Origin of the sequence: Phyllobacterium sp. P30BS-XVII, assembly GCF_014138335.1 — a bacterium.
Taxonomy (GTDB): Bacteria; Pseudomonadota; Alphaproteobacteria; order Rhizobiales; family Rhizobiaceae; genus Phyllobacterium; species Phyllobacterium meliloti.
Genome location: NZ_JACGXO010000004.1, coordinates 156,649 through 173,284 on the forward strand (window position 1 = coordinate 156,649; position 16,636 = coordinate 173,284).

Consider the following 16,636-nt stretch of genomic DNA (forward strand, 5'->3'; position numbering starts at 1 on the left):
GCATGAGCACAACCATAGTCATAGCCGATGATCACGCCGTGGTCCGCGAGGGCATTCGTGGCTTGCTGCGCATTGATCCGGGCTTCACGGTTCTGGCGGAGGCGGAGAATGGCGAGACAGCCATATTGATGGTACGGGAGCATCGGCCCGACGTTCTGTTGCTCGATCTCATGATGCCGGGAATGGGTGACGCCGCCGAAGCCATGATTGGCATTATTCGCAAGGCGAGCCCCGATACCCACATCATGATATTGACATCAAGCGATGATGACCGGCTCGCCTTCAAGGCCATCGAAGCCGGTGCCCATTCCTTTCTGCTCAAGTCCATGCGTGGTGAACATTTGCTCAATGCCATTCACGCGGCTGGTAAGGGCACACCAACACTCCATCCCTTGGTAGCCCAGCGTCTTCTGCATTCCATTCGCAATCCTCAGACAAGCCAGTTTGAAGACCTGACCGTGCGCGAGCTTGAAGTCTTGCGATGCCTTGCAGAAGGCGGCAGCAATGCGAAGATTTCAGCACAGCTCAATATCACCGAAAAGACGGTGAAGGCTCACCTTGGAAGCATCATGTCAAAGCTGGATTTGACCGACCGCACCCAGGCGGTCGCCCTTGCCTGGCGCGCAGGCCTGATGAAGCAATAACCTTGCTCGCTAGCCTTCAGACTGTCCCAGTTTGATCGATCAAGCTGTCCCAGTTTGATCCGGATTGCGGCGCAAAGTGTTCATCTCAGCCCTTTCACGCGCCATATTGCTGACGGCCGTGCGTAATGCCGGATGCCGCGACATGAACATGTTGAAGTCGCGGCGATCAAGCACCAGAAATTCGCAGAAATCGATAGCGACAACATCTGCCGTGCGCCGCCCGCCGCTGAGGAGTGCCATCTCGCCAAAAAATGCTCCGGGCTCCAAGCGCACGGGGTCGCTGTCAAGCTGGACCTCCACCGCTCCGGACGCAATAAAGTACATCCCGTCGCCTCTGTCGCCGATGCGGATGATACGCTCACCCGGCGATGCCGATTTGGGTTTGAACAGCAGCAGGAGTTCTTCCTGTGAATGTTCATCCACTTGCGCGAACAACGGGAAAGTATCGATCAGCTGCTGCATCTTGAGTTGATGCTGCCTGTTTCTTTCATCGCTCAATGCCCTGATATCACCGAGTTCGCGAGCAAGGACGTCATGCCTTTTCTTGCCGTAACTGGCAAAGAATGACGGCCATTTGTAGTGAAAGCCTTTCTCCAAAACCTCGGCGCCCCAAAACACAAGCGGATTGATCGTGATCGAGAGGATTGCTCCGGCCAGAATAATATCCTGACCTTCTCGCGGTAGAAGCCCCAGCGTGACACCGAGACCAGCCAGAATGAACGAGAATTCCCCGATCTGCGCGAGGCTGGCTGCCACGGTCAGTCCCATCCCGACCGGGAAGCGAAGCAAAAGCACGATGCAAAACGCGATCAGCGATTTACCAAAGATGATGAGCGCGAGCGCAGCTATCACAGCCATAGGCTCCCGCAGGAGAATGGACGGATCAAACAGCATTCCAACTGAAATAAAGAAGAGGACCGAGAATGCATTTTGTAGAGGTAGCGAATCTGCGGCGGCCCTGTGACTGAGATTCGACTCACTCATGACGACACCGGCAAAAAAAGCCCCCAGCGCGAATGACACGCCGAAAATCTCTGTCGCCCCGAACGCGATGCCAAGCGCGATAGCAAGAACGGAGAGGGTGAACAGCTCTTGCGATCCCGTGCGGGCGACCAGAGTAAGCAACCAGGGAACCACTTTCGGCCCAAGGAAGATCGCCATGACCGCGAAAGCTCCGACCTTCAGCAAGGTTATGGCAATTGTCAGCACGAGTGGCATTCCACCCGCAGCACCTGCCGCCGCGCCCGTTCCCTGTGCTCCGAGAATCTGCGCCAAAGCCGGTAGGAGTACCAAGGCAAGCACCATCGCCAAATCCTCGACGATAAGCCAACCAACCGCTACACGGCCGTTCGCGGAATTGACCAGATTGCGCTCTTCAAGTGCTTTCAGCAAAACAACGGTACTGGCAACGGAGAGACTGAGGCCAAAAACCAGACCGGCACCAATTCCCCATCCCCATAGTTCGCTCAAGCCAACACCGAGCAATGTAGCGAGCACGATCTGGGCAATGGCACCGGGAACCGCAACGCCGCGAACGGCCAGCAACTCCTTGGCCGAGAAATGCAATCCGACCCCGAACATCAGGAGAATGACGCCCATTTCCGCAAGCTGTGATGCTAAAGCGCCATCCGCAATGAACCCCGGCGTAAACGGTCCCATCAGAATTCCGGCAACCAGATATCCAACCAGCGGAGGCAGGCGCAGACGATCCGCGAGATATCCAAACACGGCTGCAAAAACAAAACTGACTGCTACCGTGGCAATTAAAGAAACTTCGTGATGCACGTCCGCCCTTTTGTTCTTTTTGATGATTTCCCACTCAGGCCAGCGCGGCTGGCCCGACTTCAACCCATACAAGTTAGATTGCACGGAACAAAGCCCAAAATCACATCGGGCGAGATGAGTTCGTTTCAATTTGTCCATTGAACATTGTCGGGTAACGTCCGCGCAATCTCCTTTCATTAGGCCATGACAGCGCCAGATTTGCGCAATCACGCATCCATGAATGAACTGGAGCCGGACCATTCCATGCCGGAATCTCACATGCCCAAGACTGGACTCGCTGCATCGGCTTTTGTGCAGAATGCAAGAGCCCAGGAAAACACCGTTCGCGCACATTTCAACGATGATCGGCACTCCCAATCCATTACGCGCCAAGCGTTAAGTCTGGGTGCCCGCATTACTCTTAAACGATCAACGGTTTTCTGCCTGCGCTTTGCCTACCATCCCATTCTTGCCATTCGATGGCTCTCATTCCTGAGCATTTATGCCAACCATTTATCATTGGGTCGCCCGAATGATGATTTGCTGAGAAAATCCGTCGGTACATTCCTCCTCCATCGAGCCTCCAACCGTGCCCGCCTGCATTTGCTGATGGATCATTTCCGGCTTTCGAGACGATTGCTTCACGTCAATGACTTGCGAACTCTTTGGAGCGGTGAGACCGTCGATGGCGGAATGGTTGAAGGGCGTCATGAACGATACAGGGTGAGACTAAGGCTTGCCGACCATTGCGGCGGGCGTCACGAAGGGGTCTTTGCTGCTCAATTGCTGCGCGAAAGGGACAATCATGCGCTATGGACCGCAAGTTTCATTTTTGCGGATCACAATCACTCTGGCCCAACTATCGTCATTGGCGGAATGCAAGGCCCCAAAGGGGAGATGGCAAAGCAATCCCTGATAACCGCCACCCGATCTTTGAATGGATTACGCCCAAAGGACGCTATTCTGCTGGTGCTTCAGGGGATGGCCGCAAAGAGCAAAATATCCGAAATAATGGCTGTGTCGAACATCAAACATGCCATTAATCAGCGGCGGCGAAAAAGACGGCGGATGATGCTCGCCAATCTGGACGCATACTGGCTGGAGCGCAGCGGCAGCCCATGCGAGCCCTTCGGTTTCAGCCTGCCGGTGCTCAGTACATTCTCTGCCGAAGGTGCCAAAAGAAGGGAGAAATCCAAGCAGGATTTTTGGGAGGCTGGCAACAGGCTGGCCAAGTACCACGATATCTCAGAGCTATGAGAGCGGGTACACAGTTTTGACATGGAAAGCCGGGAACGCTCCGGCTTTCCATCCTTCTGTCTGATGAACGTTATCGGCGCATGATCTTCGTTTGCCATGAGTGGGCGAGCCATGCGGCAAAAGAACCGAGTCCGCTGACAGCAGCCAGTTCGGAGAAGGCGAGAACACCGGGTTCAAGGTGCGCTGCAAAGAACGTAATCAGCCCGAGGAAATAGCTCGGCACATTGTTCAGATGCGGAACGGCGCGCAGCGACACCACTATGATGGCAACCACAAAGACCACGAGACCGAATGCAAATGGTCCGATCAGCGGCACCAATTGGCCTACTGCCAGCGCAGCGCCCATGCCGAATGCCACGCCGATGGCGAGGCACAGATAGCTGAATAGCGCTTCTTTCGCCGAGTGCCCCCGGGTGAAGAATGCGACCCAGCCCATAAACATTGCCCAGACAGGCCAACCGACGCTGGCGGCAGTGGTGGCGGCTATGGCGGCTGTAATGGCAGCAGCCAGAGTGAGAATATTGAACTGCATGGAGGTAGGCGCCAGTGTGGCTTTTGGTTGCGAAGTCATGATGTTCTCCTTTGGAGGTTGTCGGCTGACAGCCAACCCTTTGAGGGCTGGCCGATAGCGGTGAAGTGGATTTACGTGTTGGTATTTGCTGGCTTCAGCAGGTCTTCAAGACCGATGCGACGGAACAATTCGGCCCGGACACGATCAGCGACGCCGTTGACGATCTCGGCTCCGTCCTGCGATGGATCAATATGGGTGCGGAATGGGCGCGTTCCGAAGGGCATGCCAACCACATCGACAATCGCCGTTGCAACGGCACCGGCATCCGCATCGACGGGTTCCAGAGCAGCGAGGCCTTTTAGTGCCATGTCAGGAACACCGGCATAGGGACCTTCATTGTATTCCGCAGCGCGCCCCTTGTCGGCGGGCGAACCCGAATGGGCAAAATGGTTGGTGCCCTTTGTAAAAGCGCCTGGAACGATAATCGCCGTCTCAATGCCCCAGCGGGTGAGTTCCGCCGCATAGGATACGGCGAGGGAATCCATCGCTGCCTTGGCGGCGAAATAGGGCGACAGATATGGCGGTGTGCCGCCGCGGGTACTTGATGAGGAGACCCAGATAACAAGTCCCTTCCCCTGTTTGCGCAGATAGGGCAGCGCGGCACGATTGACGCGCTGTGTGGACAGCACATTGATGTCGTAAAGTTCGGCGAACTGTTCCGGTGTAAATGCCTCGGCTGGACCAAAGGACATATGACCTGCATTGTGCATGATCACATCGAGATGACCCGCTTCGGCAATGATTTTGGCTATGCCTGCTTCCACGGAAGCATCGGAAGCGACGTCCAGTTCGACCGAGCGCAGGTCAACGCCATGTTCTGCGGCAAAGGCAGCTGCGTCTGCAACCTGCGGCGCATTTCGCCCCTCCGTCACGCGCATTCCGGCATAAACCGTGTGGCCTGCCTGCGCCAAAGCGCGGGCTGTAAGAGCGCCAAAACCACTGGAAGCGCCAGTAACAACAATAACTTGCCTGCTCATGATGATATTCCTTCTGAATTTCTTGATGTTGTTTGTGAGAAAAGCTCAATCAGGCAACGCCGCCATTGGCGCGGACGATCTGGCCATTGATCCAGCCGGCGTCGGGGCCGACGAGGAAGGCAACAGCGCGTGCGATATCGTCAGGCTGGCCCAGGCGCTCGAGTGGCGGCATCTTGGCAAACTGGGCGACAAGCTCATCACTCTTGCCCGTGAAGAACAGCTCCGTTGCAATAGGACCGGGAGCCACCGCATTGACGGTGATATTGCGACCGCGCAATTCCTTGGCGAAAACATGGGTGAAGGCTTCGACCGCAGCCTTGGTGCCGTTATAAACCGCGTAACCCGGCATGTTCAGCGCAAGGGTCGTGCTGGAGAAATTGACGATCCGGCCACCATCCCTCAGGCGTTTCGCTGCTTCACGCAGCGTGTTGAATGTGCCTTTGACGTTGATAGAAAAATGGCGGTCAAATTCGGCGTCACTGGTTTCGACCAATGGGATCGCCTTCAGGATACCGGCATTGTTGACGAGAACATCCACGCCGCCAAAAGCAACTTCTGCCGCATCAAACATTCGGGCAACGGCCTCTGCATCGCTCACATCTGCCTTGGCAGTCAAAGCAATGCCGCCATTGTCTTCGATCTGACGCGCCAATGCCTCAGCTGGTACAGCATCGCCCGAATAGTTGATGACGACTGTGAAACCGTCGGAGCCGAGGCGCTGTGCAATGGCAGCACCGATACCGCGCGATGCACCAGTCACGATTGCGATCTTTTTTTGTGGTTGTGTCATGGTCTTTCTCCTTCATGTTCGCGCCGCAGCGCTGTTGATGAAGGCACCATGCACTATTTGTATTTCCGGATAATCATGCGATAGTTGGCATCACTATTCGGGATATAAGAATAATGGATACATTGGACGCCATGCGGGTTTTCGCCCGCGTTGTAGAACGTCGCAGCTTTACGCTGGCGGCAGAAGATGTTGGCTTGCCGCGTTCAACCGTGACGAATGCAGTCCAACAGTTGGAAGCGCGGCTGGGCATTGGCCTTTTGCAACGGACCACGCGGCACGTCAGTCCGACGCTGGATGGCGAAGCCTATTACCAGCGCTGTCTGGTCATTCTGGCCGATATTGAGGATGCCGAGGGTGCATTTGCCGGTGCAAAACCGAAAGGGCCGCTGCGGGTGGATGTGCATGGAACATTGGCCCGGTACTTCCTGCTGCCCGGACTGCCCGCATTCCTGCAAAAATACCCGGAGATACAATTCTATATGAGCGAAGGGGATCGGCTCGTGGATCTCGTGCGCGAAGGTGTCGATTGCGTGCTGCGCGTCGGTGATCTGTCCGACAGTGATATGATAGCGAAACGCGTAGGGATGCTTGAAGAAATAACATTGGCCTCATCAGGCTATATAGAGAAATTCGGCATGCCCGAGCATCCGGACAGACTCGACGGACATCAGATGATTGGCTTCCGCTCGACCGCGACAGGGGGGATTCTGCCGCTTGAATTCCTTGTGAATGGCCACATCCGCAATGTCACTCTGCCCGCACCCGTCTGGGTGAATGCAGCGGAAAGCTTCGTCACCGTGGCTCGACTTGGGCTCGGACTAATCCAGATCCCGCGCTATCATGCGGAAGCTGATCTTGCTGCTGGAACGCTTGTTCACATTCTTCCGGACTTTCCGCTTTCACCAACCCCGGTGTCCCTACTCTATCCACGCAATCGCCAGCTTTCGCCGCGCGTGCGGGTGTTCATTGATTGGATATCGCAGGAATTTGCCAGCCGAAAAGCCGCAGTAGCAGACGTGGATGGTCAGGCGATCGTCGGGGTTCCGCAGCGCTAACCGACCTCATAGATCTCGATGGGAAGGCCATCGGGATCAGCAAAGAATGTGAAGGCGCGCTTGGTATAGGGATCAATCCGTACAGCCTCAGTCTCGACGCCCCTCTCATGCAACAAAGCCAGAGTATCGGCTACGGACTCAACGGCAAATGCGAGATGCCGAAGGCCACACGCTTCAGGCCGCGACGGACGGGCCGGAGAGTGCGGAAAATGAAACAACTCAATCTGAGTATCGCCAGACCTCAAATCGCACTTCCACGACTGACTATCTGACCGCCAGTTTTCACCAATAATTTCGTAACCGAGCTTCTCAATATAGAACGCCTTTGACCGGTCATAATCGCTGCAAATGACTGCGACGTGATGAAAGCGTGAAAACATGGGATTCCTATGTGCGCTGGCCAATGCCATACATATGACTTGGCTTGTCATGGCTCTGGCACGCTCAAGCAATGTTTATTGACTGCCTACCACGTATTGAAGCGAACACCCGCGCGAATCTGATGCGTTTTGATCCCGTCATCGCTAACAGTCACGTCGCCGTTCTTGTACAGGTCGGCACCGTTAATGTTCGCGTAGCGATAGCCGAGATCCAATTTTAGCCTTGGCGTCACATCAATGGCAACACCGGCCATGAGCGCCCATTCAAAGCGATTGGTGTCACCGGATTTGAGACCCGGATAGACAGGCCCCTGGAAGTCGTAATTGACATTGGCAAAGCCGATGCCGCCACCGACATAGGGCGTAATGCCGTAATATTTTCCAAGGTCTACATAGGCGTTCGCCATGGCTTCCCAGAGATCGGCAGTGGTTTCAAAATAGGTTGTATCGCGCTGGCTGTAACCGACCGTGAGATCGCCACGCAGATAATCATTGAACTGATAGCCAATGCCGATAAACGGCGAAAATCCGCGTTTCATTTCATAGTCACTTGGAGAACTGCCGCCAACAAAGTCAACTTTGGCTTTCACGTCGGACTTAAAATTGTAAGCCACGTCGCCGCGCAGATACCAGCCTGACGCTTGTTCAAGCGGCGCATATACAGGGGCCTCCGGTGGATAGGCTTGTCCAAGATCGGCAGCAAGAACAGGTCCTCCAAAGATTGAGAGTAAAGAGGCGGCAGAAAGGACTGTTATGTTCAAACGCATCGTGAAATCCCGAGATGATCGTCAGAGAGGGAAACTTCCGTTGCCTGTACTTTAGGTTGAGCCCGTTAAGTTCTGGTTAAGCATAATATTGAAAAGCGCATGCCAGACACAGCAACTGGATTTGAACGCGAAATTGGTATATCAATCCTGTGCTGGATTTGTGTCTGCAGGTGTTGCCTCATGCACGACGACGAGCAGGACAATATGAGTGAATATGCGCCATACCTCACCAGTTTGGTGCCATATCTCGTCGGCTTTTTCGTAATGGTGCCGTTGGTTATGTGGCTTGGCCGTTCTTGCAGTCATATTCTTCCATAATTATGGAATCTTCGATTGACGGAACGTCAAGAACCACAATAAATTGGGAGTGTCATTTTCCGACAGGCCATCCAGCAACTGGTGAGCATGACGCCGCGCGATCCCTTCCGCACCTTTCTCTGGGTTGCCCCCATAGCTCTGTTTGTTTTTGCCTGCACATGGTTGATTGGATACAGCTCCTTTCATTCCCGATCGCACTACAAAGCGATGTTTTGCGCCGTGCAACACGATCCGGAATTATCCGAAATGAAGCGGAAAAATGTGGGCTGGGCCCACAGCATTTGCCATCAGGACTGGTGACGCTGAGGGTGCATCGAACCTTCCAGATTGCATTGCGCGCAACAGCGAATAAGCTTTGAATACGACTCACCGCAACCTGATCAAGAAGCGGAATTCATGAAACTGTTCTTTGCCAGCCAGCAAATGGCACACCAGCCCAAACAATATATGATCAATGGCCGGATTACCGATCCACTCGAAAATCCGGCACGTGCCCACACATTGATCGATGCTTTGACAAAACTGGGATTTTCGCAGGAAGAGCCCGGCGATGCGGGGCTTGATCCCATCCACGCTGTGCATGCTGATCACTACGTCGATTTCCTGCGAACCGCCTATGACAGGTTCATGCAGTTGCCAAACCATGGGCCGGAAGTGCTGCCGAATGTCAGTGCGTATCAGGGCGCTGGCCACGATCTGGCCGCACGTTCGCGCCCGCGTCCAACAGGCGTTTTGGGTCAAGCTGGCTGGTACATCAATGGGCTCTCCTGCGCGATGATGGAACATACCTATGCGGCGGCCTATGCATCAGCACAAACAGCTATTGCCGCGACCGATGCTGTCTTGAATGGTGCGCGGGCATCGTTTGCGCTTTGCCGCCCGCCCGGTCATCACGCCTATGCGGATCGCGCAGCGGGCTTTTGCTATTTCAACAACGCGGCAATTATCGCCCAACGCCTGCGCCAGCAATATGACCGCGTGGCGATCATCGATTTTGACACGCATCATGGTGATGGCACACAGGCCATTTTCTATAGCCGCGACGATGTGTTTTTTGGGTCCACACACACCGATACCTCAAACTACTATCCGCATTACAGTGGCTATGCGGACGAGACAGGTGCCGGTGTGGGCCAAGGCGCCAATCTTAATCTGCCTTTGTCCGAAGGCAGCGGAGATGATGCATTTATCGAGGCCAACAGAAGGCTGGCCAATGCGGTTGCCAAGCATGGATCAACAGCATTGGTGATATCAGCAGGCTGGGACGCACACCACAACGACCCTCTGTCAAAACTGAAGGTGACGACGGAGGCCTATGCGGAAATCGGGACCATATGGGGCGCAGTCGACCTGCCAACCGTTATTGTTCAGGAAGGCGGCTATTCATTGAGCGCCGTTGCCGAAGCGGCGCCCCGTTTCATGGCTGCTTATCAGGAAGTGCGGGACAAGTCGTAGGCGAAACCATTTTCACGAGCGGGGACGAAAGAATGACACAAGCAACCATTGAGAGGCAACCAATCCGGGCTGCCTTGGGAGCCTTCGTCGGCACCATGATCGAATGGTATGATTTCTATATCTACGGAACAGCGGCGGCTCTGGTTTTCGGCGATGTGTTCTTTGCATCCACCGACCCGATCATGGGCATCCTCGCATCTCTCGGCACGTTTGCGATTGGCTTCGTGGCCCGCCCTTTCGGCGCTTTGCTCTTCGGTCATTTTGGTGACAAGGTTGGCCGCAAGAAATCCCTGATCATCACTCTGCTGTTGATGGGCGTTGCAACAGTTCTGATTGGTCTCTTGCCAAGCTTTCATTCTATTGGCCTGACTGCTGCAGTTCTCCTCGTGGCGCTGCGTCTCGTTCAAGGCATTGCAGTCGGCGGGGAATGGGGCGGTGCCGTTCTTATCGCAGCGGAACATGCACCACCGCGCTGGCGAACCTTTCTGGCGTCTGCTCCACAATATGGCAGTCCCGTTGGTCTTATTCTTGCTACGCTCGCGTTCCGTACGGTTTCCGACCTGCCGCAGGAGGATTTTCTAAGCTGGGGCTGGCGCGTGCCGTTCCTCCTGAGCGGCGTTCTGATCATCTTCGCTTTCATCATTCGTGCAGGTATCAATGAAAGTCCGGAACTTCTGGAGCGGCTAAAGGAGAAATCTGTTCAAAGCGTTATCCCGGCCAAGGAAATATTCCGTACAAAGAAAATGTCCTTGCTGCTTGGCATGGGGTTGTGCCTGCTGGGTGTCGCTGGCTTCTATTTCATCACCACCTTGATGATGACATTTACAACCACATCACTCGGCATCAATCGTTCCGATATGCTGGTATTGATTTCCTGGGTTGGGGTGGTCGAACTGTTCGCCTTCCCCGCCGGTTCCTACATCGCCACGCGATATGGCGAACGCTTCCTGCTGGTGGCAATGGCCGGTGCGGCTCTGCTCTTTGCCATTCCGATGATGATGCTGATCGTTTCTGGCAATCTGACCAACATCTATATCGCTATCCTTGGAGCAACTGTCTTCCTCGCGGCTCATTACGCTGTCATGGCACCGTTCCTGACGCGCGCCTTTCCCGTGCATCTGCGTTACACGGGTATTTCGCTGTGTTCTTCCCTGAGCGGCGCCATTTTCAGCGGATTGACACCCGTCATCGGTGTCTGGCTCGTGCATAAATATGGTGTGCAATGGGCCCCGCTGGCTTTCCTGTTCATATTCATTGCTGGAGCGAGTTTTATATCCAGTCTCCTCTTACCTGTGGATGACAGCGCAGCGGAAGCGCGTGCAATCCCGGCACCAGATCCTGTTCAAAGCAGCGCCTGATCTAAATGTTTGACACCCATAGCCAAATTTGCCCCCATACAATTGGGAGCAAGCATATAGCGTTCAGCTACCCTGTGTTGTAAACTGGGTAGCTGAAAGGTTCGGGGGATTCCTGCCAGTCCCATAAAATTTACCAGCTGCCATCCATTTTTGCCCTCCAATTCATTGCACCTAATGGTTTCAGAAGGAGGATCTCACCCAAACACAACCTATTAGAATTGTTCAGAATTCAGCTTATTTGACAGCTTACGGTTACCCATGGAAAAAAGTCTAACACGCTACATCTGGTCGAACACACGGTTCCAGCAAATATGGATATTGACGGTCGTTGCGGCCTCGATGATCCCCTATTTCCTGTCGTTCGATTTGCCGAAACAGATTGTCAACGGCCCCATACAGGGCACCGGATTTGAAGCGGAGGGTGCGACACAGACCTTCATGCGCATCCAGTACACCCTGCCCTATTTTGGCAAAGTGATGTTTTTCGAAGGCCTGCAACTGACGCGCTTTCAGATGCTGATGGCCCTGAGCCTCGTATTTCTGTTGCTCGTTGTTATCAACGGTCTCTTCAAGCTCTATATCAACACGTATAAGGGCCGGCTTGGCGAACGCATGTTGCGCCGCATTCGCTTTGAATTGATTGATCGCGTTTTGCGGTTTCCACCCAGCCAGTTCAAGCGGGTGAAATCAGCCGAAATTGCCACGATGATCAAGGACGAGGTGGAGCCGATGGGTGGCTTCACGGGCGATGCTTTTGTCCAGCCGGCCCTTCTCGGCGGGCAAGCCATTACGGCGCTTGTTTTCATCATTTTACAGAATTTCTGGCTTGGTATGATCGCCGCAGGTATCGTCGCCGTGCAAGGCGTCGTCATTCCTCGCATGCGCAAAAGATTGCTGGAGCTTGGGCGTCAGCGCCAGTTAACAGCCCGCGAACTTTCCGGCCGTGTTGGCGAGATTGTTGATGGTATCGGCACCATTCACGGCAATGACACCTCCAATTACGAGCGCGCTGATATTGCAGCACGTCTCGGCCTTATCTTCTCCATCCGCTATGATCTTTATCAGTGGAAGTTTCTGGTTAAATTCATCAACAACTTCCTCGCACAGGTTACGCCCTTCCTGTTCTATTCCATCGGCGGTGTTCTCGCGTTGCAGGGAAGGCTCGATATTGGTCAGCTTGTGGCTGTCATCAATGCTTATAAGGATCTGCCGGGACCACTGAAGGAACTGATCGACTGGGACCAGTCGCGTCAGGATGTTCAGGTTAAATATGCGCAGGTTGTTGAACAGTTCAATGTCGATATGCTCGTTGACCCGCATATTCAGGCGGTTGTTCATGAACCTGTCGGCAAGCTCGAACACTCTCTCAATGCAGTGAATCTCACACTTTCGGACGATAGCGGCGCACGCATCGTCGAGCATGTTTCACTTGAAATCAAACTTGGCGAAACAGCTGCCATTGTTGGCACAAGCGGCAGCGGTGGTGAGGCGATTGCCGAGGCGTTTGCCCGTCTCCTGTGGCCTGATTCCGGCCGCATCACCATTGATGGTAAGGATATTCTCGAACTGCCGGAATCCATCACCGGTCGCCGTATCGCCTATGCTGCCTCGGACGCCTATTTCTTCCATGGGACACTGCGCGACAATCTTCTTTATGGCCTCAAACATGCTCCCCTGACCAAAGTCGAGTATGAAGGCGCGAAGGCAACCAAGTACAAGTGGAACATCAATGAGGCCCGCCTTGCGGGCAATCCAGATCTTGATCTCAACAGCGATTGGGTGGATTACCAGTCCGCGGGTGTCACAGGCCCGCATGATCTCTTCACCGTGGTAAGACCCGTGCTGGAAGCGGTGATGATCTCGCAGGATATTGTCGATCTGGCACTTCGCTCGCAGGTGGATACTGCAACGCATGCTGATCTTACAAGCCGCATCGTGGAATTGCGCCAGGCCTTGCGCAAAAGCCTCAAGGATGAGGACCTCGACGGGCTCGTCGTGCCGTTTGAACCGAAGGCCTACAACCCACAGGCAACCATCGGCGAGAACCTGCTTTTCGGCACGGTGAAACGCCCCATGATGACCAACCTGAAGCTTGCCGCCCATCCATATTTCCGTTCCGTGTTGCGGGACAGCGGCCTGAACATCGATCTCTATAATATGGGCCTGGAAATCGCGGCCAATGCGATTGAACTGTTCGAGGACTTGCCACCAGATCATCCATTCTTCCAGCAATTGACGTTCATGACTGCGGATGACATTCCGACCTATCAATTGCTGTTGCAAAAGCTGCAGGGACGCGATTTTGATGCGGCTTCGCCGGATGAACGGTCGAGCATCATCCGCCTGAGTTTTGCCTATATTGAGCCAAGACACCGTTTTGGTCTTTTGACCGATGAGCTTATGGCTAAGATTGTCGATGCGCGGCTTCGCTTCCACAAGAACCTGCCGGATGATCTTAAAGCTGTGGTTGAACGCTATGATGCCAAGAAGTTCATCACATCGGCCAATCTAATGGACAATGTTCTCTTCGGCAGGATTGGATTTACCCAAGCAGACGGGCCGGAGCGCATTCGCGTTATCCTGCGTGATCTTTTCGATAAGCTCGGTCTTTATGACAGCGTGCTGTCGATCGGTCTGGATTTCGATGTCGGCTCAGGCGGCAAACGGATCACAAATGTGCAGCGACAGAAGCTGAACGTCGCCAGAGCGTTGCTCAAGCGTGCCGATTATGTGATCTTCAACCGTCCATTGCCCGCCCTCGATCAGCGTGTGCAGGATCAAATCATGCGTAATATCCTGCAAGACCTGCATGTGGAGGGCCACGCACCTGCAATCATCTGGGTGTTGGCTAATTCTTCTCTGGCAAACTTGTTTGATCGCGTCCTTGTGTTCGACCGTGGTACTTTGGTTGAAGACGGAACACACGCGACTCTTTTGGAGAAAAACGGTATATTCAAAGAGCTAGTATCGTAATACTCTGCGTTCTGGGTAGAGTAGCACTTTGGGGGTAATGGACGTTCATGCTTCTGAAAGACGAAGTCGAAATGTTGCGGCGGATTCCGCTGTTTTCGGGTGTGGCGCCAGCAAAGCTCAAGCTTCTGGCGTTTACGTCGGATCGTGTCAGCTACCGCGCTGAACAGGCTCTGTTCCGTCAAGGCGATATGGCCGATGCGGCCTATGTTATTCTCTCCGGCACGGCTGATGTCAGCGTTGATACACCCAACGGGCTGATCAAGGTGGCTGAAGTCGAACATGATTCCATCGTGGGCGAGATCGCAATTCTCTGCGACGTACAGCGCACGGCAACTGTTACCGCATCGACACCTCTCGAAGCCTTGCGCATCAGCAAGGAACATTTCCTCAAGCTGCTGAGCGACTATCCGGAGATGACCATCGAAATCATGCGGGTTCTGGCGAGCAGGCTAAGCCACACGACCGCGGAACTTTCCGAAGAGCGCAGCAAACACTGATCCGTGCTTTTCCTAACCCATTAAACTTTTTCAATCCGGCCGGTTGCAAGATCGATCATAAAATTGCGCGATGGCAGCCCTGAGAGGTAGCGTTCCATCATTCGCAACATCAGGGCAAACTGCGCCTGTGCGCCGCCGGTCGTCATTGCATTGGAACCAGCGAAAATATCGATCAACACCCGATAGATTTCCAACCGTGCCGCCGATATGCGATCCAGCGCCATTTCACTTCCCATTCGCAGGCGATACCAATCGCCCAGAAGCTCCTGTGCTGCAATCTTGTCGAACTGCTCAAGTCCGGTATCAGTATCTGCAAGGAGTGCCTGTATCTTGGCGATGGTTTCCATCCGCCCGCGTTCGGCGTGGACAAGAATGATTGTCGCGTCGATATCAACAGGCTGCTCGATGAGGCTGAGCGCAAGCAGATCACCGAGGGTAAGCATTGGCAGGATGCGGGCAATGTCCTTCGGCCATTCGCGCCGCAAATAGCGATGCACGACCAACTGATCGACATGTTCCGAGATGAATGCTCCGTAATCCGCAGCATCCAGCATGGTCCCGACCCTCTTGCCAGTCAGGCTGATTTCGGTGCGATACTGGTCGTTCAGGGTTTGATCAATAATCTGCTCATCAATACCGATCGTTTCAACTTTCAGACCTCGCTCTTCAAAACTCACAACCTTGAAGGCCGGCGGGAAAGCTACGAGCGAAGGCACCGCGATATTAACCAACCAGGATGAGCCCTTCTCTGCCCTTGCCGTATCATTGACATGAAGATGACCGCTAAAGTGTATCCGTATGCCAGCATCCATCATGGTTGAGGCGACTTCGGACGAGGGCGTCCGTTTGACGGCGCTGGTATTGCCGATCAAATGCCCTTCATCATCATGGGTACCATCAAGAGCATCGAGCATTGGATAATGCGAGAAGGTAAGCAGCATCTTACCTTCATCTTTTGCCCGCGTCGCAACATCCTGCATCCAGTCAATGACAAAACGCTTGTGATCCAGCATGCCGTTCCAGCCAGCATTTGTACTGTCAACGAAGGCCCCGGAATCGCCACGCTCGAATTCACCGTCCCGGGGCACGAAGACATTGGCATCGATCATCAGCAGCCAGAGGCCAGGAATCGGTTCGACCAGATATGACGCGTCCATGAGCTGATATTCATTGGTACCATCGGCGGATCGAACAGGGTAAAGCCGCTTGGCAGGAGCATCATCTTGACCGAATGGCGTCTCCCAATGGATGTCGCTGGATCGCCGGAAAAAGCCAAGGTCAGGCAGCATCTGCAATCCTTGCGGATATCCTTCACAATACATTTTGTCTGTCACAACCATGCCATCGGCATCTTCATCGATGAAAGCGCTGTCGCTCGCTACAATTGTGTAAGTGCCGTCCGGGTTCAGCAACCGCTTGGCGTGGTGCCTGCCCTTTGGGCCAAAAATGTCGTGGTTTCCCGGCACCGCCGTAAATATAAGCCCATGCGTTTCGGAGTACCCATCAAGCAATCGTCGAAGCGCACCAAGCGTGGAGACTTGTCCGTCATCGGAATAATCACCAAGTAAGATGACATGCTTGATACCGCGCTGCACTACCTTGTCCAAGGCGGTGCGCAGGGCAAAATAGCTTTCGTTGAAAACACGGGTGGAGCGCACTGTATCCGTCAGGCGCCGGGCAGTCATGTTGAGGCCGCCAACCGCCACTCCGGCAAAGTCATAATCGCCGTAAAGATCATGAAAATGAGCGTCTGCGATAACTGCTATGGACGGAAATTGGGCCGAGGACATGAATCAGATGTTCCGATGATTTTATACATTTGTATCAGCG

14 protein-coding genes are annotated in these 16,636 nt (G+C 54.1%); 7 read left to right on the plus strand and 7 right to left on the minus strand.

Annotation, left to right across the window (positions count from 1 at the left end; all coding sequences use genetic code 11):
• Nucleotides 1–2: 2 nt before the first annotated feature.
• Nucleotides 3–644 carry a response regulator transcription factor gene (locus tag FHW17_RS13015; protein WP_112526173.1) on the plus strand — a complete coding sequence of 214 codons (642 nt, stop codon included), beginning with the start codon at nucleotides 3–5 and terminating at the stop codon, nucleotides 642–644.
• A gap of 39 nt (nucleotides 645–683) precedes the next feature.
• Here the strand turns inward: FHW17_RS13015 and FHW17_RS13020 are convergent, their stop codons facing one another.
• Nucleotides 684–2,429 carry a cation:proton antiporter gene (locus FHW17_RS13020; RefSeq protein WP_112526419.1) on the minus strand — a complete coding sequence of 582 codons (1,746 nt, stop codon included), beginning with the start codon at nucleotides 2,427–2,429 and terminating at the stop codon, nucleotides 684–686.
• A 183-nt stretch (nucleotides 2,430–2,612) separates the two neighbouring features.
• On the opposite strand from FHW17_RS13020, the gene FHW17_RS13025 reads away from it, so the two are divergent.
• Nucleotides 2,613–3,665, plus strand: a complete 1,053-nt coding sequence (locus tag FHW17_RS13025) for a DUF535 family protein (protein ID WP_182510063.1) — start codon at nucleotides 2,613–2,615, stop codon at nucleotides 3,663–3,665.
• Between the two features lie 70 nt (nucleotides 3,666–3,735).
• Here FHW17_RS13025 and FHW17_RS13030 read toward each other — a convergent pair whose 3' ends face one another.
• From FHW17_RS13030 to FHW17_RS13040, 3 genes are all read right to left on the minus strand, one after another.
• Entirely contained in the window at nucleotides 3,736–4,236 is a 501-nt protein-coding gene (locus tag FHW17_RS13030) for a DUF1097 domain-containing protein (protein WP_182510064.1), read from the minus strand.
• Nucleotides 4,237–4,307: 71 nt separating this feature from the next.
• Nucleotides 4,308–5,213 (minus strand): SDR family oxidoreductase, encoded by a 906-nt coding sequence (locus FHW17_RS13035; protein WP_112526168.1) that lies wholly within the window; start codon nucleotides 5,211–5,213, stop codon nucleotides 4,308–4,310.
• 49 nt (nucleotides 5,214–5,262) lie between these two features.
• Nucleotides 5,263–6,003, minus strand: a complete 741-nt coding sequence (locus FHW17_RS13040) for an SDR family oxidoreductase (protein WP_112526166.1) — start codon at nucleotides 6,001–6,003, stop codon at nucleotides 5,263–5,265.
• Nucleotides 6,004–6,116: 113 nt separating this feature from the next.
• Here FHW17_RS13040 and FHW17_RS13045 point away from each other — a divergent pair, with 113 nt between their 5' ends.
• Entirely contained in the window at nucleotides 6,117–7,058 is a 942-nt protein-coding gene (locus FHW17_RS13045; protein ID WP_112526164.1) for a LysR family transcriptional regulator, read from the plus strand.
• On the opposite strand, the gene FHW17_RS13050 is transcribed toward FHW17_RS13045, so the two are convergent.
• Together FHW17_RS13050 and FHW17_RS13055 are read right to left on the minus strand one after the other, a co-directional pair.
• On the minus strand, nucleotides 7,055–7,438 hold the full coding sequence (locus tag FHW17_RS13050; RefSeq protein WP_112526162.1) for a VOC family protein: 384 nt from the start codon (nucleotides 7,436–7,438) through the stop codon (nucleotides 7,055–7,057). The two genes, FHW17_RS13045 and FHW17_RS13050, sit on opposite strands and share 4 nt — an antisense overlap.
• A gap of 86 nt (nucleotides 7,439–7,524) precedes the next feature.
• On the minus strand, nucleotides 7,525–8,205 hold the full coding sequence (locus FHW17_RS13055; RefSeq protein WP_112526160.1) for an outer membrane protein: 681 nt from the start codon (nucleotides 8,203–8,205) through the stop codon (nucleotides 7,525–7,527).
• Nucleotides 8,206–8,919: 714 nt separating this feature from the next.
• Here FHW17_RS13055 and FHW17_RS13060 point away from each other — a divergent pair.
• The 4 genes from FHW17_RS13060 to FHW17_RS13075 all read left to right on the plus strand — a co-directional run bounded on the left by FHW17_RS13060 (nucleotide 8,920) and on the right by FHW17_RS13075 (nucleotide 14,806).
• Nucleotides 8,920–9,978, plus strand: coding sequence for a histone deacetylase family protein (locus tag FHW17_RS13060; RefSeq protein WP_112526158.1), 1,059 nt, complete (start codon nucleotides 8,920–8,922; stop codon nucleotides 9,976–9,978).
• A gap of 32 nt (nucleotides 9,979–10,010) precedes the next feature.
• Nucleotides 10,011–11,336: an MFS transporter gene (locus tag FHW17_RS13065; RefSeq protein WP_112526156.1), complete on the plus strand. Its 1,326-nt coding sequence runs from the start codon at nucleotides 10,011–10,013 to the stop codon at nucleotides 11,334–11,336.
• A gap of 258 nt (nucleotides 11,337–11,594) precedes the next feature.
• On the plus strand, nucleotides 11,595–14,309 hold the full coding sequence (locus tag FHW17_RS13070) for an ABC transporter ATP-binding protein (RefSeq protein WP_112526154.1): 2,715 nt from the start codon (nucleotides 11,595–11,597) through the stop codon (nucleotides 14,307–14,309).
• 47 nt (nucleotides 14,310–14,356) lie between these two features.
• Complete coding sequence (locus tag FHW17_RS13075; protein WP_091882740.1) at nucleotides 14,357–14,806, plus strand: cyclic nucleotide-binding domain-containing protein; 450 nt, start codon at nucleotides 14,357–14,359, stop codon at nucleotides 14,804–14,806.
• A gap of 20 nt (nucleotides 14,807–14,826) precedes the next feature.
• Here the strand turns inward: FHW17_RS13075 and FHW17_RS13080 are convergent, their stop codons facing one another.
• On the minus strand, nucleotides 14,827–16,596 hold the full coding sequence (locus FHW17_RS13080) for a metallophosphoesterase (RefSeq protein WP_112526152.1): 1,770 nt from the start codon (nucleotides 16,594–16,596) through the stop codon (nucleotides 14,827–14,829).
• Between the last annotated feature and the right edge of the window lie 40 nt (nucleotides 16,597–16,636).